Genomic DNA, 20431 nt, shown 5'->3' with positions numbered 1-20431 from the left:
AGGGCGGCATTCGCAAGCAGGGTTTCCAAGAGGGTCAGGTGATGGGCAAGCAGTTCTTCGGCACCGACGGCATTCGCGGCCGCACCAACCAGGGCGCGATGACTGCGGCCATGGCGATGAAAGTCGGCCAGGCGGCCGGCACACGGTTCCTGCGCGGCACGCACCGCCACCGCGTGGTCATCGGCAAGGACACCCGCCTGTCGGGCTACATGCTGGAGAATGCGATGGTCGCGGGCTTTACCAGCGTGGGCATGGACGTGGTCCTGCTGGGCCCGATGCCCACCCCTGCTGTTGCGTTGCTGACCCGCGAACTGCGCGCCGACGTGGGCGTGATGATATCAGCCAGCCACAACCCCTATGAGGACAACGGCATCAAGCTGTTCGGCCCCGACGGCTTCAAGCTATCGGACGAGGACGAACTGGCGATCGAGGCTATGCTGGGCCAGGACCTTGACCTTGCTGCCTCGGCCGAGATCGGCCGTGCCCGCCGCATCGACGATGCGCGCGGCCGCTATATCCACGCGGTGAAGGCATCGCTGCCCTCTACGGTGCGGCTGGACGGGCTGAAGATCGCGGTCGATTGCGCCAATGGCGCCGCCTACCAGGTCGCCCCTTCAGCCTTCTGGGAGCTGGGCGCCGAGATCGTCGCGGTGGGCGTGAACCCCAACGGCAAGAACATCAACGAGCGCTGCGGCTCCACCCATGTCGAACTGCTTCAGGAAACCGTGGTGTCCTCCGGCGCGGATATCGGCATTGCGCTGGACGGCGATGCCGACCGCCTGATCGTGGTGGACGAGAAGGGCAAGACGGTAGACGGCGACCAGATCATGGCGCTGATCGGTAGCCAGTTCGCGGCGCAGGGTATCCTGCGCGGCGGCGGCGTGGTGGCCACGGTGATGTCCAACCTCGGGCTGGAGCGCTACCTGAACGGCCTTGGCCTGAACCTGGAACGTACCGCCGTGGGCGACCGCCACGTGCTGGAGCGGATGCGCAGCGGCGGCTACAACGTCGGCGGTGAACAGTCCGGCCACATGATTCTGCTGGACCATGCGACCACCGGCGACGGCACCGTAGCGGCGCTGCAGGTGATTTCCGCGCTGGTCCAGTCGGGCAAGCGGGCGAGCGAACTGCTCCACTTGTTCGACCCCGTACCCCAGCTTCTGCGCAATGTCCGCTTCTCCGGCGGCAAGCCGCTGGAGGCAGGCAGCGTCAAGGCGGTGATCGCCGATGCCGAGGCTTCGCTTGTGGGCCGCGGGCGACTGGTGATCCGCCCCTCGGGCACCGAGCCGGTCATCCGCGTGATGGCCGAAGGCGACGATGCCAGTGAGGTCGAAGCTGTCGTGGCGTCGATCTGCGACGCAGTGGCGGAGGTAGCGGCATAATGGCTCTGGAAATGCGCCCCGACTGCGAACGCTGCGGCACCGACCTTCCCGCCGAGGCCCCCGGCGCCTTCATCTGCAGCTTCGAATGCACCTTCTGCGCGACCTGCGCCGACGATGTCGACGATATGTGCCCCAACTGCGAAGGCGAACTGGTCGACCGACCGACACGGGCGCGCAGGCATCAGGATTCGGCCCCGCCTTCGAAACTGCGCCGCTTCAAATCTTGATGCCATCTCGACTCGCCATACCGTAACCGGGTAGAGGGCTGGGATGAATCAGGCTCCTCGCATTCTTTCCATTGCCGGCTCAGACAGTTCGGGCGGCGCCGGCATCCAAGCCGACATCAAGACCGTGACGCTGCTGGGCGGCTATGCGATGACTGCGATCACCGCGATCACCGCGCAGAATACCAAGGGCGTGACGGCAGTGGAAACGCTGTCTGCGGCGATGGTCGCCGCACAGATCGACGCCTGCATCAGCGACATTGGCGTCGATGCGATCAAGATCGGCATGCTGGGCAGCGCCGAGATCGCGCACATGGTTGCCGACCGGCTGGCCGGCCTTGACCTGCCGGTGATCTTCGATCCGGTGATGGTTTCCACCGCAGGCTCGGTGCTGGCGGACGCGGATACGGTTGCCGCTTTCGAGCGGCTGATGGCAATCGCCTGCCTCACCACCCCCAATGTCGACGAACTGGCGGCACTGGGCGGCGACGAGGTACTGATGGCCAAGGGCATCGGCTATATCGCCAAGGGCGGCGATGCGCCGGGCGAGACAGTGATCGACCGGCTGGTCCTGCCCGGCCAGGAGCCGCAGATATGGACCGCCCCGCGTATCGAAACGCGCCACACCCACGGCACCGGCTGCACTCTGTCGAGCGCGATCGCGACGTTCCTGGGCCAAGGCGCTCCGCTGGCCGAGGCGATCGAGGATGCGCGCGATTTCGTGCGTGCCGCCTTGCTGGCCGCACCCGGCTTTGGCGAAGGCCACGGACCGATGGGGCACCACGCCGTTCGCTAGGTTCCCACCCCCTCCCCGCAAGCGGAGAGGGGAATAGGCGCCTCAGTCGACGTCGAGTTCGTAGAACTTGCTGATGTGTGCCCAGCCTTCCTCGGCCGTTTCGCACCAGCGGAACAGGTCCAGGTCGCCGGGGTTGATCGTGCCTTCCTCGGCCAGAGCCTCGAAATTGATCACCCGCTCCCAGAATTCACGGCCGTAGAGCAGGATTGGGATCGGCTTCATCTTGCCGGTCTGGATCAGCGTCAGCAGTTCGAAGAACTCGTCGAACGTGCCGAACCCGCCGGGGAACACCGCCACCGCGCGGGCGCGCAGCAGGAAGTGCATCTTGCGCAGCGCGAAATAGTGGAACTGGAACGAGAGGCGCGGCGTGACATAGCGATTGGGCGCCTGCTCATGCGGCAGCACGATGTTGAGGCCCAGCGATTCCGCCCCCACGTCGGCAGCCCCGCGATTGGCCGCTTCCATGATCGAGGGCCCGCCGCCCGAGCAGACCACGAACTGGCGCATGCCCTTCTCGACGATCGCGCGGCTGCTGGCGAGGCGGGCAAGTTTGCGCGCCTCGTCGTAATACTTCGCCTTGTCGGCGAGGTTTCCTGCGACCTTCTTCTGATAATCGGTGGCAGCAGTCTGTATCAGCGCGTCGGCCTTTTCAGGCGAGGGAATGCGGGCGGAGCCGTACATCACCAGGGTCGAGCCGATATTGGCCTCCTCCAGCAGCATTTCGGGCTTGAGCAGTTCAAGCTGGAAACGCACCGGGCGCAGTTCGTCGCGCAGCAGGAAATCGGTATCGCGGAAGGCCAACTGGTAGGCGGGGTGCCCGGTCTGGATCGTGTCGGGCTGCTGTTCGGCGAAACCCGCCTCCTGCTCGGCCTTGTAGAAACGGCGCTGGGTGAGGTCTTTGTCTTCTTCTTCGGTCATTGGAACTCCATGGCCCGGCCCCTTTGTGTTGCCGGGCAGAGATGGGACGCACCCGGCTGCATGGTCTTGCAGGGGGGCGAACAGGCTGTAGGTTTGCGGTGATGACTATCGGGCAAACCCTGACGCGCAGGCGCGCGCTTGTGAATCTTGGCGCCGGGCTGTGCGCGCTGCCTGCCCTCGGGGCTTTCGCACGCACGGCGCCGACGCCGGTTTCAGGGAATATGGTTCGCCCGCCGCGCCTGCGCAATGGCGACGTGCTCGGACTGGTGGCGCCGGCGGGTTTCATCGCCGACCGTTTCGGCCTGGACGAGATCGCGGCGACCGTGCGGGCGATGGGGCTGGAGCCGCGCTTTGCCCCCCATATTACCGCGCGGGAGGGATATCTGGCCGGCTCCGACGAGGCGCGCGCGCGCGATCTCATGACGATGTTCGCGGACGATACGGTGCGCGGGTTGATGGCCGTGCGCGGCGGCTGGGGATCGGCGCGGCTGCTGCCCCACCTCGATTTCGCGAGCATTGCCCGCAAGCCCAAGCTGTTCGCCGGTTTCAGCGATAATACCGCGCTTTGCCTGGCGCTGGCCAGGGCCGGGGTTGTTTCGATCCACGGCCCCAACGCTGCCGCCTCGTGGCCGCCTTCGGCATGGGATGCATTCCGGCAAGTTGCTTTCGAAGGCGCCATGCCGACGTATTCGGTCGCGGCCTATGCCGGCCCGAACCTGGGCGGGCGGGTTTCTCCGACCAAGACCTTTCATGGCGGCAAGGCGCGGGGGCGCTTGCTCGGCGGCAATCTGGCGGTATTCACCGCGCTGGTGGGAACGCCTTGGCTGCCGGATTTCGACGGGGCGATCCTGTTCCTGGAGGAAACCAACGAATCCGAGTACCGTGTCGACCGGATGCTCACGCAACTGGCGCTGGCGGGCATTCTGGGCAAGGTCGCGGGCGTGGTGTTCGGCCAATGCACCCACTGCGAAAACCCCGACGGCGGCTTTTCCAACTTCACCGTCTACGAAGTGCTCGACCGGCGATTCGCCGCGCTTGGCGTTCCGGCGTTTCAGGGGGCGATGATCGGGCATGTGGCGGGCCAGATCAGCATCCCGGTCGGCGCCATGGCCGAGATCGACGCGGATGCCGGTACGATCCGGCTGCTGGAACCGGCGGTGATCTGAGCCTTCAGGCCGCCGCCGAATCCTCCTTGCCGCCGCTCAGTCCGTAGCGGGCGACCAGATCGTCGAAGCGATCGGCAGACAGCGGCTCGATGAATTCCAGACCGGCGCCGTGGGCATTGGCCCAAGCGACGAAGGCCAGCGATGGACGGCAGCCGGGGAGTGAAATGGTCACCATTTCGTCGATCTCCAGCGCGCCTACCCCCTCCACGCGGGCGCCGAAAGGCGTCAGGTCCTTGAGCATCACCGTGCTGCTGGCGATGTCACGGCGGAAGCGGGCCATCATCTCCACATCTTCTCGCGGAAACAGGCGTCCGCACGACTGATCGGCGGATGGCCGCAGGGCAGGATAGCGGGCGGCCTGCAAGAGGGTCGCACGGGGCGATGGTCCATTCATCCAGCAAATCCTTCAGCGGAATTAACCAGTTCCATTGAGCGCGCAGGATACCGGCAAATTGTTGCCGGATTGGCAGAATCACCCCGCGTATTTCTACCGATTCGCGAGGAAGGCGGCGGGTTTTCGCGGTTACGCGGCATGGTAAATATGCAAAGGATTGCAAAATAGCCTGTGGCGTTAAGGCATCGGTATGGGTTTGAATCCACAAAAACGGCGGAAATCCGTGGGTCACAAGGGGGATGAAGCGACGAGCCGTTCCTGCCAACAACCCTTTCTTAACCATTGTTTGTGCAGGAAATACGTGTTGATACAGGGGTTCGTATGCGCATTGATGCCAGACATCTGCTCGACCGACTGGGCAAGAACGATTTTGCCTACAAGGAATTCGAGGACCGATTCACCGAGCTCGAGCTTTGGCCGATTCTCGAAGCCCTGTTGCGCGATCCGCGCCTGCAGGCGATCGACCAGGTCGAGACCGCTGCGCCGGAACCTGTCGTCAATGAAACGGTCGGAACCAGCGCGCCCGAACCGCTGAGCGCGCTGTTCAGCCGTTACGGCCGCGGACCGGCGGAGCCTACCGACGTTGCTGCCGAGCGGCGCGGTGCACAGGCACAGGACGTGCGCGCGATGCTGCGCCACTTGTCCGATCTCGGCTCGCGGGGAGAAATCTGATGGCCGTCATCGTCTGCCATGGCCTCAAGGGCGGGGCCGGTATCACTTTTGCCGCCGCGCATCTGGCCATGACTCTCTCCGAAGCCGGAGCCGAGGTCACCGTCCTCTCCGTCGCCCAGCGCGATACCCTGCCGCTTCACTTCGGATTGCAGCCGGCGTTGACGCTGCCATCGCTGTTCGCGCCGGCCGAGGATGCCGTGCTGGCCAGCGGGATCAACCTGCGCAGCCATACCAAGGCGGTCGATGACGCGGACTTCGTGCCCACGCTGCTCGATCTCGGTTACTTCGAAGCCGGTCCCGACCGAGTCATGGTCATCGACGTGCCGGCCAGCGAATTCGCGTTTGCCCGCCGCATCATCCCCCATTCCAGCGCGAACCTGTGCGTTCTCAACGCCGCACCCGACACGCTAGCGCTGCTCCCCCAGGTGCTGGGCGATGCCAGCGCCGAGACGATCGCGCGCACCACTTTTGCGATCAACGCGCTGGACGAGACGCGCCGCCTTTCGCGCCACAGCGCCGCCTTCATCCGCGAACTGGTCGGGCCGCGCCTGATTGGCCGCATCCGTCTGGACGAGGCCGTGCCCGAGGCGATCGCGATGCTCCAGCCGCTCGCCCGCTATGCGCCTTCCAGCGCTGCCTTGGCCGACGTGCGCGCCATCGGTGCCGCTATGGTCCCCGCGCTTGAAACGCCGGGCCGTCCCTGGGTGGCCCGCGGCGAGATTGCCGCCGCTTCGTCGAGCCGCGCCGCATGATCGCACGGCTCACTTCGAACCGGGCGCTTCGCTACCTTGCCATCGTGCCGATCGTGCTGATCGCCGCGCTGGTGATAGGCGTGCCGCTTGACGGCGCCTCGCAGTGGGCCTGTGCGGGCGTGACGATGTTCGGCGCGCTGATCCTCAAGCGCTGGAAGGGCCGCAAGGGCGCCCTCGCGCTTGGCCTGCTGGCGATCATGGTGTCGACCCGCTACATCTTCTGGCGCACCACCCAGACGCTGGCCTTCAACACCTTCCCCGAATTCATGTTCGGCGGGATGCTGTACCTGGCCGAGCTTTACGCCTGGGTCATCCTGCTGCTGGGCTTCCTGCAGACCAGCTGGCCGCTCGACCGTCCGGTCATCGAGCCCGAGGGCGAGCCCGATACCTGGCCCACCGTCGATATCTATATCCCTACCTACAACGAGAGCCTCGAGATCGTGCGCAACACGGTCTTCGCCGCGCAGGACCTCGACTATCCGATCGACCGTTACCGCGTGTTCATCCTCGACGACGGCAAGCGGGCCGAATTTCGCGCCTTCGCCAAGGAAGCGGGCTGCGGCTACATCACCCGCGACAACAACCTGCACGCTAAGGCGGGCAACCTCAACGCGGCGATGAAGAAGACCGACGGCGAACTGATCGCGATCTTCGACTGCGACCACGTGCCGACCCGCGCCTTCCTCCAGCTGGTTGTCGGCTGGTTCCAGAAGGACCCGCGCCTGGCGCTGATCCAGACCCCGCACCACATGTATTCGCCCGACCCGGTGCAGCGCAACCTGGCCTCGACCATGGGCGACATGCCGGGCGAGGGCGACCTGTTCTACGGCGCCGTGCAGGGCGGTAACGACCTGTGGAACGCCACTTTCTTCTGCGGTTCGTGCGCGATCATCCGCCGCGAAGCGCTGATGGAAACCAACGGCTTCGCGGGCGAGACCGTGACCGAGGACGCGCACACCGCTTTGAAGCTGCAGCGCACCGGCTGGAACACCGCCTACATCAGCGCGCGACTGTCCGCCGGCCTTGCGACCGAGCGCCTTGTCCTCCACGTCGGCCAGCGCATCCGCTGGGCGCGCGGCATGACGCAGATCCTGCGTATCGACAATCCGCTGATGGGCCGCGGCCTGACCTGGCAGCAGCGCCTCTGCTACCTCAACGCGATGCTGCACTTCCAGTATCCGCTGCCGCGCATCGTGTTCCTTACCAGCCCGCTGGCCTACCTCATCTTCGGGCAGAACATCGTCCAGGCCTCGGCCTCGCTGATCTTCGCCTATGCGATGCCGCACCTGTTCTGCTCGTCTGTCGCCAACGAGCGCACGCAGGGCGGAGAGCGCCGTCCGTACTGGGGCGAAGTCTACGAAACGATCCTGGCCTTCCACCTGGTCAAGCCCACGGTCATGACCTGGTTCCAGCCGCGCAAGGGCAAGTTCAACGTCACCGACAAGGGCTCTTTGCTCGACAAGACCTACTTCGACTGGGAAGTGGTCAAGCCGCACCTGATCTGCATCGGCCTCGTGGTCGGCGGGATCGCCATGGCGGTCGTGAAATGGGCGTTCTTCCCCTACCTGTTCAACATCCAGACCGATACGCTGGTGCTGAACGTCGCTTGGGCCACTTTCAGCCTCATCATCCTGCTGGCCGCCGTCTCGGTCGCCCGCGAGACGGCGGCCAGCGTCGACATCCGCATTCCGGTCGACCTGCCGGTTACCGCCTACCTTAATTCGGGCCACGCGGTGCCCGCCCGCACCATCGACATCTCGATGGGCGGCGCGGCGCTGGCTCTCCCCGCCGAATTGCCGACCAAGGACCGTACCGTGCGCCACATCACGCTGGCCATGGGTGACGAAGTGCTGTCTATCCCGGTGGAGACGATGCGTACGACCGCTGAAAACGCTTATGTGCGCTTCGAAAAGCTCGACATTCTTGCCGGGCGCCACCTCGTGCGGGCCGTGATGGGCCGTGCCGATGCGTGGCAGCCTGCCGCGCCCTACAAGCAGGTTTCCAGTCTGCGCTCGCTCGCAGACATTATCCGGGTGGACATGGTCACTTTGAAGCGCATTCTCGGGCTGAATTTCGCTGAACGCCGCGCCTCGCGCAGCTTCGATCTGGCAAGGAAGAAAGCCGCCGCCGAAGAGGCCAAGCTGGCCAAGGCCGGCGACAAGGCGGCAGACAAGGCCGGCGGCAAGTCGTGGGTGCCCTTCGCCAAGGCGGCGGCGATTGCCGGCGCGGTGGTGATCGGTGCGGCCGGAGTGTTCCTGGGCACCACCGAAGTCCATGCCCAGCCAGGCCGTGCCGCTGCTGCTGCTGCTGCCGCGCCCGCCGCTGCCGCTCCTTCGGGCGGCGTGGCCGAGCGCCTGACCCTCAAGGACCTGCGCCTCACCCGCCCGATCCGCCTTCAGGGCACGCGGGGCGAGATCGGCATCCCCTTCGGCATGCGCCAGGACCGTGTCGTCACCGGTGCTGTGCTGCGCCTGCAACTGGCATGGTCCCCCGCGATGCTCGACGATCTGAGCCAGATGGTGGTGATCGTGAACGGCGAGGTCGTCCAGACCATCCCGCTGACCCGCGCCAATTCGGCCGGGCAGGTGATCGACGTGCCGGTGAACCCGGCCCTGTTCCTCCCCGGTGACAACCAGCTCAACCTGCGCCTGATCGGCCACTACGCCCGCGACTGCGAGGACCCGTTCCACTCCTCGTTGTGGGCGAATGTCAGCAACGTGCGTTCGTGGTTCGATTTCAATTACCAGCCGCTCCCTTACGGTCCCGACCTGTCGCGCCTGCCGCTGCCGTTCTTCGACAAGGGACAGAACGTGCCGCTGCGCATGCCCTTCGTCTTTGCGAGCCAGCCGCGCAGCGGTGAACTGCAGGCCGCTGCTGCCACCGCCAGCTGGCTGGGCGCCCAGGCCAGCTACAGGGGCTTCTCGTTCAAGCCTGTGGTGGGATCGATCCCTCGCGGCAACGCCGTGGTCTTCCTCAAGGGCGGCCAGTCGATCCCCGGCCTCGACATTCCAGGCCCGTCGGGCGCCTCGGCCGCTGCCGTGCGCAACCCCAATGATCCCAACGGCACGCTGCTGGTCATCATGGGCCGCAACGACGACGAGCTGCGCACCGCTGCCGCCGCCATCGCCCTGGGGCGCGGCGTCTTCGGCGGGCAGCGCATGTCATTCGACGGCGTGCGTATCCCCGCCTGGCCGCGCTACGGCGCACTGCGCTGGCTCTCCACCGAAAAGCCGGTCCAGCTCGGCTCGATCATGGAGCCTTATGCGCTCCAGGGCATGGGTATCCCGCCGGGCCCGCTTTCTACGCGCTTTCGCGTATCGCCCGACTTGTTCTTCTGGCCGCGTGAAGGCGGCAAGCTGAACCTCACCTACCGTTACCCGATCGCGCAGTGGCTCGATCGCCGCGCTTCGCGCCTCGACGTTTCGATCAACGGCCAGTACCTCAAGACCCTGCCGCTCGGCGCCACCTGGTGGGGCGAGCTGTTCGGGGCCAGGGGCGCCAAGAGCTACGATTCCAACGCCTCGGTAATCCTCCCTCGCTACAACCTGTTCGGTCAGAACGAGTTGACGATGGACTACAACCTGATCATCGCGGACAAGAAGAAGTGCACCGGCACCCTGCCTGACAACGTGCGCGTCTCGATCGATCCGACCAGCACGATCGACCTTACCAGCGCCTACCACGCGATCATGATGCCGGACCTTGCGACGTTCGCGGGCGCCGGTTTCCCCTTTACCGCCAGCCCGGACCTTGCCCAGACCACGGTGGTCCTGGCGCAGAACCCGTCAATGGCTTCGGTTGAGGCATTCCTGACGCTGATGGGCCGCTTCGGCGACTCCACCGGGGTTCCGGTCACGGCGGTGACGGTCACCTCGACCATCGATCCCGATCAGCTTTCGACGCAGGATGTCCTCGTCGTCGGCGGCACCGGCCTTGCGGGCGCGGACATGTTCGCAGGCGCCCCGGTGCGCTGGGAAAACGGCCGCCTGCGCGTGGCAGAGCGGTCTGCGCTCCAGTACGTGACCTCGCTGTTCGGCGGCACCCAGGAGGATGACCCGATGGCCGCCGCCCCGGTCGTTTATGACGCGCGCGGCTTCTCGGGCATCGTCAGCTTCCGTTCGCCCTATGCTTCCGACCGCACCGTGGTCGCGCTGCTGGCCGACGATGGCGGCGCGCTGCCCGCGCTGGTCGATGGCCTGACCGACGCCAAGATCAACGCCGCGATCCAGGGCGACCTTGCGGTCACCCGCGGCGACGGCATGACCAGCTTCGCGATCAGCGAGCGGTACTGGGTCGGCTCGCTGCCGATCTGGATGAAGCTTGCGTACTGGACCAGCCAGCGCCCGATGCTGCTGGGTCTGTTCACGCTGGTGCTGGCTGTGATCCTTGCAGGCCCTGCCTACCTCTATTTCCGCCGACAGGCACATAAGCGCCTCGGCCGTCAGGACGACCACGCATGACAGATCCCATGACGTCGAAGCGCTCTTCCCGCCCGGTCACGCGGCTGGGCCTGGGGCTGCTGCTTTCGACTGCCGTCACCGGATTGGCACCGATGGCCATGCCGGCGGCGCAGGCGCAGAGCGCCGGTGTCGACGCGCTGGTCAAGCAGGCCCAGTACTGGCGTTCGAAGGGGCGTGAGGACCTGGCCCAGCAGGCGCTGCGCCGCGCCCGCGCGCTCGATCCGAATAGCCCCGCGCTGAAAGGTGCGGCGGCTGCTCCCAAGCCTGCGCCGGCCGCCAAGCAGGCGGCGCCCAAGGCAGCGGCGGCAAAGCCCCGGCCCGCGCCCGCCCCCGCTCCGGCGAAAGTAGCGGCCCCTGCGCCGCGCCCGGCATCGCCCAGACCGGCCGCTGCGGCGTCTGCTCCCGTTTCCGCTGCGGACCGCGCCGGCCGTGCCCGCATGTCTGGCTTCGATGCGCTGGACGATGGCAATCTGGCTTCGGCCGCCTCGCAGTTCCAGCGCGCGCTTGGCGTTAATCGCCGCGATCCCGATGCGCTGGGCGGTCTTGGCCTCGTGCGGCTGCGTGAAGGCAGTTTTGCCGAAGCTACCAGCCTGCTCCAGCAGGCATCGCAGGCTGGCAAAGCCAGCCAGTGGGCCGAAGGACTTGCCTCGGCGCGCTTCTTTGCCGGGGTTGAGGAAACCCGGACACTGGTCAGCCAGAACCGTCTCGCCGACGCCCAGGCGAAAGCCGAGGGCCTTGTGCGCTCAGGCTACAAGGAGCCCGGCCCCGCGCTGGAAATCCTGGCCGACGTTTATGAAAAGCAGGGCCGCTATGCCGACGCGGCCGACCTCTACCGTCAGGCCAGCAATGGCGGCAGCGCGGCAGACGACAAGCGCCTGCAACTGCGCGCCGCGCGCGGCCGGGCACTGGCCGCCGCCGAAAGCGGCGACGATCTGGGCGCCACGCGGGAGTTCCAGAACGGCCTCGTGCTCGACCCGACTGACCCGTGGATTCGCTACGAATTCGCGGAATTCCAGATCAGGCGTGGTCGCGTACCGGAAGCGGAATCGCTGCTCCGCTCGCTTGCCGCGAACGGACAGCCGGATTCGCTTTATGCCGCCGCCCTGCTGAGCAACGACATGGGCCGCGCCGCCGATGCCGACCGCCTGATCTCGATGATCCCGGAGGCCCAGCGCACCGCGCCGATGCGCAGCCTGGCGATCAGCGTGAAGACCGATTCGGCGATCGCCCGTGCCCGCTCCATGGCCGCCACCGGCCAGCAGGGGCAGGCGGTTTCCGCGTTGCGCCAATTGGGCGCGATGGCCTCGGTACCGGCCGGCAAGCAGGCGTCCGTCGCCAACGCCCTGTTCGACCTTGGCGATACTCAGGGCGCCGCGCAGGTGGCGGAAACGGCGATGAACGGCCGGATCGACAATATCGCCGACTACGAAGGCCTGATCGGTGTGCTGGCGCGCACGGGCCGCGACGACCTTGCCCAGCTCGCGCTCCAGCGCGCCGGGCAGTTGGCGGGCACTTCGGCCGATGGCCAGCGCGCTTATGCCCGCATCAGCGCCGGGTTGATGGTCAGCCAGGCCGATGCCGCCCGCGCCGGCGGCCGCTACGCTGAGAGCTTTGACATCCTCCAGCAAGCCTATTCGGCCGCGCCGGACAATACCGAGATCCTCTCCGGCCTTGCCCGTCTTTACCAGACCGGCGGGATGCCCGCGAAGGCAGCGCAGAGCTATCAGCTCGTCCTTGCCCGCAAGCCGGGGGACAAGGACGCGCTGCTGGGCCTTGCCGCCACTGCGCAGGCGGCTGGCGACAGCGATCTGTCCAAGCAGGCGCAGCGGCAGGTCCTGCAGTCCTACGGTCAGGATTACCGCGTGCGCATGGGACTTGCCGATGTGGAGCGCGCGCGCGGAAACGAGCGTGCTGCGGTAAGCTTCCTCAAGGAAGCGCGAGAACTTTATGCTCGTCAGGGCGGCGCGGGAACGGCGATGGGCGGTAATCCCTTCGCCAACGCCAGCGTGGCCGGCGCGGGCAGCGCCAACCCGTTCCGAGGCCAGGCGCAGGCCGCCGCGCCGCAGGTCAATCCCTTCGCCCTGAGCGGCGGAACTCGCCTGCCGGCCGCCTATCCGCAGGCTTCTGCGGCGCCTTCCGGCTACGGCTACGCCGCGCCTCAGGGTAGCTTTGCCGGTGGGCAGGGCAGCTTCGCCGCCGCCGCGCCTGCGCCCCAGAGCGGTTTTGGCGGCTATGCCGGCCAGCAGACTTCCTTCGCCGCACCGGACCGGTATTCTTCCCCGACGACCGCCACCGCGCCTGCTCAGGAATGGGGCGCATCGGCATCACCGATGCCTGGCGGCTCCGCCGGTTTCGGTGGTCCGCAGGTTCCCGTCGCGTATGCCGGGGACCCGGTGATGACCCAGATCCAGTCCCAGATCGACGAACTGGCGCAGGACAGCGGCCCGCGCGTAGACGTGCAGACCGCCTACCGCGCCCGCTCGGGCGAGACCGGCCTGTCGCAACTCGACGAGATCAAGGGCTCGGCCAAAGTTTCGACCGGGGCCCTGCGCGGCCGCGTTTTCGTCAAGGCGGAAGCCACGGTGGTCGACGCCGGCAAGCCCAGCGGCTCAGGCCTCGCCCGCTTCGGCCGCAACGGCACGCCCGAAGCACAGGGCATCGTTGCGGAGGAACCCTCGACGCTGGTCAATGCAGACAGCCAGCAGGCCTCGGGCGTTGCCTTCTCGGCAGGCTACGAGAGCGATTCCGTCCAGCTTGAGGCCGGGACCACGCCGGTCGGCATGGGCAAGACCAAGTTCGCAGGGCGCCTCGCCGTCTCGCCCGAACTCAGCCCCGGCCTGCGTGCGACAGCCTTCGCGGAACGCAAGCCGGTCACCGATTCGGTCGTCTCCTATGCCGGCACCCGCGATCCCGTCACCGGCGAGCGTTGGGGCCAGGTCATGCGCGATGGTGCAGGCGCGGGCATGTCCTATGACGAAAACGGCAGCGGCGTGTACGGGGAAGGCCGCTATTACCGTTTCCGCGGCACCAACGTAGCGAAGAACGACGGCTTCGAGGCCAACGTCGGCGGCTACCTGAGGGCCTACAAGGGGCAGCGCTCGGCGGTGACCGTGGGCCTGAACGTGAACTACCAGGGCTATGACAAGAGCCAGAACTATTTCACCTTCGGCAATGGCGGCTACTTCAGCCCCAAGAGCTTCATCTCGGTGGGCTTCCCGGTGAACTACACGATGCAGGACGAGCGCTGGGATGCATCCGCCTCGTTCACGCCGGGCTTCCAGAGCTACAAGGAAAACGAGAGCCCGCTTTATCCGACGGACCTCATCGCCCAAGCCGAACTGGACAACCTCAAGGCGCTCAACGACGACGTGCGTTCGAACTACGACAGCCTGAGCAAGACCGGCTTCGCGCTCTCGGCGCAGGGCTCGCTCTATTACAAGATCACGCCCGGCACGCGCATCGGCGGCGACATGAGCTACAACACCTTCGGCAGTTACGATGAATTCCGCAGCATGCTCGGCGTGCGGCAGAGCTTCGGGAGCAACAAGTAAATGAAGATGAACGCTTTTCCTCAATCGCGACAGGATGCCGGCGAAACTGGGTTAGGCGGTCTTGCGCTGATGGCCATGTCGATGGCGTCCGAAATTTGCGAGGGCGTGCCCGAAGCGCAGGCGCGCGGCTTCTTCCTGGCGATCGGCCGGCGCATGGCCGACCTGGAGCCGCTGGAAGGCGTCAACGACGCCTCGGTCCTGTGCGCGCGGATCAATACGTTCTGGCAGGCGCTCGACTGGGGTGAGATCGAACTGGCGGTCGGCAAGGATGCGATCGTCGTGCGCCACCGCGACTTGCCCAATAAGATCGCGCCGGACCCGCAGGGACACTGGGCGACGATGCTGCTCGGCGTGCTGGAAGGCGCCTATGACAACTGGTTCCGGGTGCTGGGCAGCGGCCCGGCGCTGCGCACCGTCGCCGAGTGGCAAGGGGACACGCTCGAGCTTCGCCATGGTCGCTGAAAACAAAATGCATGTGCCCAGGGTATCCTTGCCCGTCGACCGCCGTACTTTCTCGCTGGGAATGCTCATGGCCTTGACCGCAGCGTGCAACACCGGCGCCAGCCAAGGCCGCGCGCAGGCCGTGACCGACGGTTTCTGGACCGCGTGGCGCGACCGTTTCGTGGCGCCCGAAGGACGGGTGGTGGACACCGGCAACGGCGGCATCAGCCATTCCGAAGGCCAGAGCTACGGCATGATCCTGGCCCTGCGCGCCGGTGACCGTGACGCGTTCGAGCGTATCGCGAAGTGGACGCAGGACACCCTGGGCCGTCAGGACATGGCGCTCCATTCCTGGCGCTACGACCCGCGCGAAGCGATCCGCGTCTCCGATCCGAACAACGCCACCGACGGCGATCTCGTCATTGCCTGGGCGCTGGGGCAGGCCGGGGAGCGCTGGCAGCGTTCAGACTGGACAAAGCGCGCGCAGGAAGTGCGCGAGGCGATCCACACGCACTGCGTCGAGCAGCGCTATGGCCGCAGCCTGCTGCTGCCTGGCGTAGTCGGCTTTGCCGAACCGGCGCAGGTGCTGGTGAACCCTTCCTATTTCGTGTGGCCCGCGCTCGATCATTTCGTGCAGATGGACGGCGACTCCACCTGGGGCCCGGTCATCCGCGACGCCGAGGTGATCACCCGGCTGGCGCGGTTCGGACCGCACCACCTGCCCTGCGACTGGGTTTCGATCACTGGCAAGAACGACGTCGCGCCCGCACCCGGCAAGCCGCCGCGCTTTGGATACGATGCGATCCGCGTGCCGCTCTATGCAGTGCTCGGGGGGCGGCCGGACCTTGTCCAGCCCGTTGCCGAGTGGTGGCGTTCATGCCTTTCGCAGCACCGCCCGATCCCTGCGTGGATCGACGTGGTGACGGGCGAAGAAGCGAACTATCCGCTGTCGACCGGCGGCGCGGCCATCGCCGGGCGCATTATCGCTACACCGGCGCCAGCCGCGCTGGATACGGATTACTTCTCCGCATCGTTGCAAATGCTGGCGCGGCTGTAGAAAGGGATTTCTGCCCGGGGCGGTCTCGGGGAGCGATTTTGGTCAGCGTTTCGCACTGAGCGAGAGCAGGCCGAAAAGGCTGAGCAGCGCCGCGCCCGAGATATATAGCCCCACGAACAGCACGCCGCCGTTGTCGGCCAGCCCCTGCGCGATGACGGGCGCGAAGCCGCCTCCGAAGATGCCGCCTACATTGAAGGCAATCGAGGCGCCGGTATAGCGCACGCGCGGTTCGAACAGGCGAGGCAGCAGTTCGGCGAGCGGACCGTAGACCAGCCCCATCGTGAACAGCGCAAGGCACAGGAACGCCCCGATCATCCACAGCGATCCGGCCGCGAACATCAGTCCCATGATCACGCCGACGACGATCGCACAGAAACACCCGAAGATGAGCACGCTGCGCGAACTGCGGCGATCCGCGGCATAGCCCGAGATCAGGATGCCCAGCGCCATGAACAGGATGGCGAAAAGCTGGACGCCCAGGAACGTCTGCCGGTCATAGCCCAGGGTGCCGGTGCCGTAACCCAGCGCGAACGTGGTCGCGAGGTAGTAGATAGCGAAGCAGGCGATGACCGCGAAAGTGCCGGCCACGGTTTCGCGCAGGTGCGTGCGGAACAGCTCCACCACCGGGATGGAGCGGTGGCGGTCCTCCTCCACGGCCGCGACGAAGGTTGCAGTCTCGCCCAGGCGGAAGCGGATCCATAGCCCCAGGCCCACCAGCATCGAACTTAGCAGGAAGGGAATGCGCCAGCCCCAGCTTGCGAAATCCTCGTCGCTGAGGGTGGCGCTGATGACGAGGAACAACCCGTTGGCGGCCAGGAAGCCGACCGGGGCGCCCAGCTGCGGGAACATGCCGAAGCGCGCGGCATAGCCCGGCGGTGCGTTCTCGACCGCCAGCAGCGCCGCGCCGCCCCATTCGCCGCCAAGACCCAGCCCTTGCGCAAAACGCATCGTGCACAGCAGCAACGGAGCCAGCCAGCCCACCTGCTGGTAGGTCGGCAAAAACCCGATCAGCACAGTTGCTCCGCCCATCAGCAGCAGCGAGGCGACCAGCGTGGACTTGCGGCCCACCCGGTCGCCGAAGTGGCCGAACAGGGCCGCGCCCACGGGACGGGCGATGAAGGCGATGGCGAAGCTGGCATAAGCGGCCAGATGCTGGACGGTCGCGGAATCCGCCGGGAAGAACAGCGGCCCGAAAACCAGCGCCGCAGCGGTGGCGTAAATGTAAAAGTCGTAGAACTCGACCGCCGTGCCCACGAGGCTGGCGGTGAGCACACGCGCGTTCTGGCGGTAGACGTTCACGGCTCAGGCCCCTCGTTGCAGTATCGATTCCGGGCACTCCCCTAACGAGGCGCGGCGACATTGGCGAGAGGGTCTTGATTGTCGCCCCGGCCCTGCCAGCGGGGGGCAGGCAAGGCCGGGGCGACCGAAGGATCGCGCGGGGACACGAAATGAGGGGTCGGTCCCCGCGCGCGAAAGGGATCAGAACCGCGCGGTGACGCCCATCCACACGCGCGCAGGGTCGATGACGTAACCATAATCGTCATAGCTCAGCCGCTTATCCAGCAGGTTCTGGATGCCGGCATGGAAGGTGAAGCCCGGTGAGACCTTGTACGATCCGCCCAGATCGACCGTGGTATAGGACGAGGCAACGATGTTGTTGCCGCTTATCTGTGCCTCGGTAACCGCTTCCTCACCGCGATAGACAGCGCGCACGTAGGTGGACAGGCGATCGTCCGGACGCCAGTTCAGCGAAGCGCTGGCCTGCTGCTTTGGGGTATCGTTCAGAGCCTGTCCGGCATTGGCGCCGGTAAGCTGCTTGGAATCGGTGAGGGTGCCGGTGGCATTGAAGCGCAGGGCCTGCGTCAGCTTGACGTCGATGGTCGCTTCTATGCCGCGCACCTTGGCCTTGTCGACGTTGACATAGGTCGTCGGCGGACGGCCGATCGAGCTGAGCGGCTCGTCGATGCACCACGCGGCAGCCACCAGGCAGGTGACCCGGGTGATCTTGTCGTTGAAGCGGGTGTCGTAGACGGTCAGGCTGGTCTGGAAGCCATCGCCTTCGTACATGGCCACCGCCTCGATCGTGCGGGAGGTTTCCGCTTCGAGATCCGGGTTGCCGTAGATTGTGCCGCCCCGGCTGGACTGGCCCCAATCGGGAAGGGTCTGACGCAGGTTCGGTGCGCGAAAGCCCTTCGAATAACCGCCCTTGAAGGTCAGGCTCTCCAACGCGTTCCAGACGAGGTAGACGCGCGGCGTCCAGTGTTTCCCGTATTGTTCGTCGTTGTCCAGGCGGATGCCGCCGGTGAGGCGAAGGTTGTCGACGATCGACAGTTCGTTCTCCGCGAACAGCGCCCAGTTGGTGCGGCTGGCCCCGGCGCGGGTCGAGCCGGCCAGCAGGTTGCCGGTCGTGTCGATCAGGTCCTCGTTGCGGAAGAAGCCGCCCAGGCTCAACATGTTGGAAGGCAGCGCCACCGACCAGATCGACTGGGCGACGGTGTTCTTGATCCGCTTGGTGGTCTCAAGGTTCTTCGCGTCCTCGTACTGCACGTAGCTGTCGGAATTGGCGAAGCCCCAGCGGCCTTGATGGCTGAGCGCGGCGACATACCGCTCCTGCGTCTGCACATTGAGCGTGCCGTCTGGCACGGTCGCGGTCACTTCCACGGTCTTGCCAGCGGTGGAGGTCACTTTCTGGCTGTAGAACCCGCCTTCGATGAGGAAATCGTGATCGGGTCCGGCGGAAAAGCCGATTTTGCCCGCCAGGCTCTCGTCCTTGCGCTCGGGCGTGCCGCCGACGACTTGGTCTTCGGTACGGCGGTTGAGCGAGCCCTGGACCTGCAGGCCGATGCCCTTGGTGATCGGGCCGGACAGATAGAAGTTGCCGTCGTAGAAATTGCCGTAGTCGTCGCCCAGCTGCATCGTGCCGTTCATGCGCACGCTGCCGCGCCAGGTGGGGGCGATGCGCCGGGTGATGACATTGACGACGCCGCCCATCGCGTCCGACCCGTAGAGCGAAGACATCGGGCCGCGCACAACTTCGATGCGCTCGATCGATTCGAGCGGGGGCAGCAGGCCGCCTTCGGACGTGTTTCCGCCGTTGGTGCGCGTCTCGCGGCTGCTCAGGCGCTTACCGTCGACAAGGATCAGGGTGTACTGGGGCGACATCCCGCGGATCGAGATGTCGCGGCTGTTGCCCTCGCCCGGAGTGACGGTGACGCCGGGGATTTCCATCAGCGCGTCGGTGACTTCGCGATAGGGCAGGCGCTCCAGGTCCTCGCGCGTGATGACGCTGATCGAGGCAGGTGCATCCTTCACTTCCTGCTCGCGGCTGGTAGCGGTGACGACGATGGTGGAGCGGTCGGTCGCTTCCGCCGCTTCGTCAGCGATGGCCGGCGCCTGATGCATGGCTATAGCGAAAGCCAGCGCTCCCGCGCCCGTACGCAGGCTGTTCTTGTTGGACACGATACCCCCTTGAAATCTTCCGAGATGCTAATGCAAATGGATTGCAAGAAGGTCCTTTGCCGCGCGCGCCGTGCAGGCCAACAGTCAATATCGGATAACGACTATTCGCCGGGAACCCGGCAGGCTTGTTGCAGACGGTCGCGAAGCCAGGCGCTGGCCGCGTCGCGGTGGCTGCGCTCGTGCCAGAGCAGCCAGTAGTCGAGTTCGCCCAGTGCCTCGGGCGCTGGCCGGGTTGCCAGCTCGCCCATGCGCGCGGACCGGGGCATCGCACGCGAGGGGACCACCATCAACAGATCGCCCGCAAGCAGCAGGTCCGGCGCGAGGGTGAAGTAAGGCACGCTGGCTGCGACCCGCCGGCTGCCCGCTTCTGCCCCCAGCGAAGTCGCGACGCGGTCCAGTTCGGCATCGCTGACGGTGAGGCCGAGGTGGGGATGGGCAAGAAATTCGACGACCGGCAGCGGCTCCTCGCTCGTGCTGGCCAGCGGGTGGCCGGACGCGGTCACGCACACGAAACGATCGCTGAACAGATGCAGACGGTGAAGCTGCGAGGGATCGTGTTCCAGGCCCGAGACGGCGAAGTCTATATCGCCCTCTGCCAGCGAACGGTGGGTCGCGTGGTTGAGCGGCAGGATGTCGATGGCGATCCCCGGCGCCGCCTCGCGCAGCGTGGGCAGAGCTGGCAGGAGGACGGACATGACGCCGAAATCGGTCGAGGCGATGCGAAATCGGCGCTCCACCCCGGCGGGGTCGAATGTCCGCTCGGTCAGCAGCGAGGATGTAGCGGCCACCCAGTCCGCCAGCTTGCCGACCAGCTCGTCGCCGCGGTGCGTGCGGATCATGCCGGCGCCGGACCGCACCAGCAAGGGATCGCCCAGCGCCTCGCGCAGGCGGGCCAACGAACGGCTGATGCTGGGCTGGCTAAGGCCAAGCATCACTGCCGTGCCGCTGACGCTCCTGGTCTTGAGCAGCATGGCAAGCACCAGCAGCAGGTTCGGGGAGAGCGAGGGGATCATGGTCAAAGCGATTTGTTGCAAAGAAATCGCATTAGCAATCAATCCCTGAAGCCGCCACTGCTGCGGGTCTGCGCAACAATTTGCAACGATCGCCCCGGAGAGCTTCGCAGCGGAGCAGACGTCGAGGGTTTTGGCTTGCGCACCAT

The 20431-nt window shown here is 66.2% G+C and carries 15 protein-coding genes; 10 read left to right on the top strand and 5 right to left on the bottom strand.

The window, feature by feature from the left end; genetic code table 11:
• The first annotated feature begins 41 nt into the window (after positions 1-41).
• From glmM to thiD, 3 genes are read left to right on the top strand one after another with little or no spacing between them, the layout of a single operon-like run.
• Complete coding sequence (gene glmM / locus V474_RS17825) at positions 42-1382, top strand: phosphoglucosamine mutase (RefSeq protein ID WP_059152765.1); 1341 nt, start codon at positions 42-44, stop codon at positions 1380-1382.
• The gene (locus V474_RS17820; protein WP_059152764.1) at positions 1382-1609 is read left to right on the top strand and encodes a DUF1272 domain-containing protein; all 228 of its coding nucleotides are present in this window, start codon (positions 1382-1384) and stop codon (positions 1607-1609) included. Before glmM ends, V474_RS17820 begins: the two co-directional genes overlap by 1 nt.
• A gap of 43 nt (positions 1610-1652) precedes the next feature.
• On the top strand, positions 1653-2402 hold the full coding sequence (thiD, locus tag V474_RS17815) for a bifunctional hydroxymethylpyrimidine kinase/phosphomethylpyrimidine kinase (protein WP_059152763.1): 750 nt from the start codon (positions 1653-1655) through the stop codon (positions 2400-2402).
• 42 nt (positions 2403-2444) lie between these two features.
• Here the strand turns inward: thiD and V474_RS17810 are convergent, their stop codons facing one another.
• A complete protein-coding gene (locus V474_RS17810) occupies positions 2445-3320 on the bottom strand; it encodes an LOG family protein (protein WP_059152762.1) in 876 nt (291 codons plus the stop codon).
• 101 nt (positions 3321-3421) lie between these two features.
• On the opposite strand from V474_RS17810, the gene V474_RS17805 reads away from it, so the two are divergent.
• Positions 3422-4486, top strand: a complete 1065-nt coding sequence (locus tag V474_RS17805) for a S66 peptidase family protein (RefSeq protein ID WP_082699857.1) — start codon at positions 3422-3424, stop codon at positions 4484-4486.
• A gap of 4 nt (positions 4487-4490) precedes the next feature.
• Here the strand turns inward: V474_RS17805 and V474_RS17800 are convergent, their stop codons facing one another.
• Complete coding sequence (locus V474_RS17800; protein ID WP_236711321.1) at positions 4491-4880, bottom strand: hypothetical protein; 390 nt, start codon at positions 4878-4880, stop codon at positions 4491-4493.
• A 321-nt stretch (positions 4881-5201) separates the two neighbouring features.
• On the opposite strand from V474_RS17800, the gene V474_RS17795 reads away from it, so the two are divergent.
• The 6 genes from V474_RS17795 (at position 5202) to V474_RS17770 (ending at position 15813) form a co-directional block, all read left to right on the top strand.
• Positions 5202-5552 carry a hypothetical protein gene (locus V474_RS17795; protein ID WP_059152761.1) on the top strand — a complete coding sequence of 117 codons (351 nt, stop codon included), beginning with the start codon at positions 5202-5204 and terminating at the stop codon, positions 5550-5552.
• Positions 5552-6304 (top strand): cellulose synthase operon protein YhjQ/BcsQ, encoded by a 753-nt coding sequence (locus tag V474_RS17790; protein WP_059152760.1) that lies wholly within the window; start codon positions 5552-5554, stop codon positions 6302-6304. The genes V474_RS17795 and V474_RS17790 overlap by 1 nt, the downstream gene beginning before the upstream one ends.
• On the top strand, positions 6301-10764 hold the full coding sequence (gene bcsA / locus V474_RS17785; protein ID WP_059152759.1) for a UDP-forming cellulose synthase catalytic subunit: 4464 nt from the start codon (positions 6301-6303) through the stop codon (positions 10762-10764). The genes V474_RS17790 and bcsA overlap by 4 nt, the downstream gene beginning before the upstream one ends.
• Positions 10761-14315 (top strand): cellulose biosynthesis protein BcsC, encoded by a 3555-nt coding sequence (locus V474_RS17780; RefSeq protein ID WP_059152758.1) that lies wholly within the window; start codon positions 10761-10763, stop codon positions 14313-14315. The genes bcsA and V474_RS17780 overlap by 4 nt, the downstream gene beginning before the upstream one ends.
• 81 nt (positions 14316-14396) lie before the next feature.
• The gene (gene bcsD / locus V474_RS17775; RefSeq protein ID WP_236711320.1) at positions 14397-14777 is read left to right on the top strand and encodes a cellulose biosynthesis protein BcsD; all 381 of its coding nucleotides are present in this window, start codon (positions 14397-14399) and stop codon (positions 14775-14777) included.
• Positions 14778-14838: 61 nt separating this feature from the next.
• Positions 14839-15813, top strand: a complete 975-nt coding sequence (locus V474_RS17770) for a glycosyl hydrolase family 8 (protein ID WP_407938352.1) — start codon at positions 14839-14841, stop codon at positions 15811-15813.
• A gap of 42 nt (positions 15814-15855) precedes the next feature.
• On the opposite strand, the gene V474_RS17765 is transcribed toward V474_RS17770, so the two are convergent.
• The 3 genes from V474_RS17765 to V474_RS17755 form a co-directional block, all read right to left on the bottom strand.
• Positions 15856-17112 carry an MFS transporter gene (locus tag V474_RS17765; RefSeq protein WP_059152756.1) on the bottom strand — a complete coding sequence of 419 codons (1257 nt, stop codon included), beginning with the start codon at positions 17110-17112 and terminating at the stop codon, positions 15856-15858.
• Between the two features lie 180 nt (positions 17113-17292).
• A complete protein-coding gene (locus tag V474_RS17760; RefSeq protein WP_236711319.1) occupies positions 17293-19272 on the bottom strand; it encodes a TonB-dependent receptor domain-containing protein in 1980 nt (659 codons plus the stop codon).
• A 101-nt stretch (positions 19273-19373) separates the two neighbouring features.
• Positions 19374-20285, bottom strand: a complete 912-nt coding sequence (locus V474_RS17755) for a LysR family transcriptional regulator (RefSeq protein ID WP_059152755.1) — start codon at positions 20283-20285, stop codon at positions 19374-19376.
• Positions 20286-20431 lie beyond the last annotated feature (146 nt).

Source organism: Novosphingobium barchaimii LL02 (genome assembly GCF_001046635.1).
GTDB classification, from domain to species: domain Bacteria; phylum Pseudomonadota; class Alphaproteobacteria; order Sphingomonadales; family Sphingomonadaceae; genus Novosphingobium; species Novosphingobium barchaimii.
The sequence above is the reverse complement of the archived record's forward strand: the minus strand, read 5'-3'. Positions and strand labels throughout refer to the sequence as shown.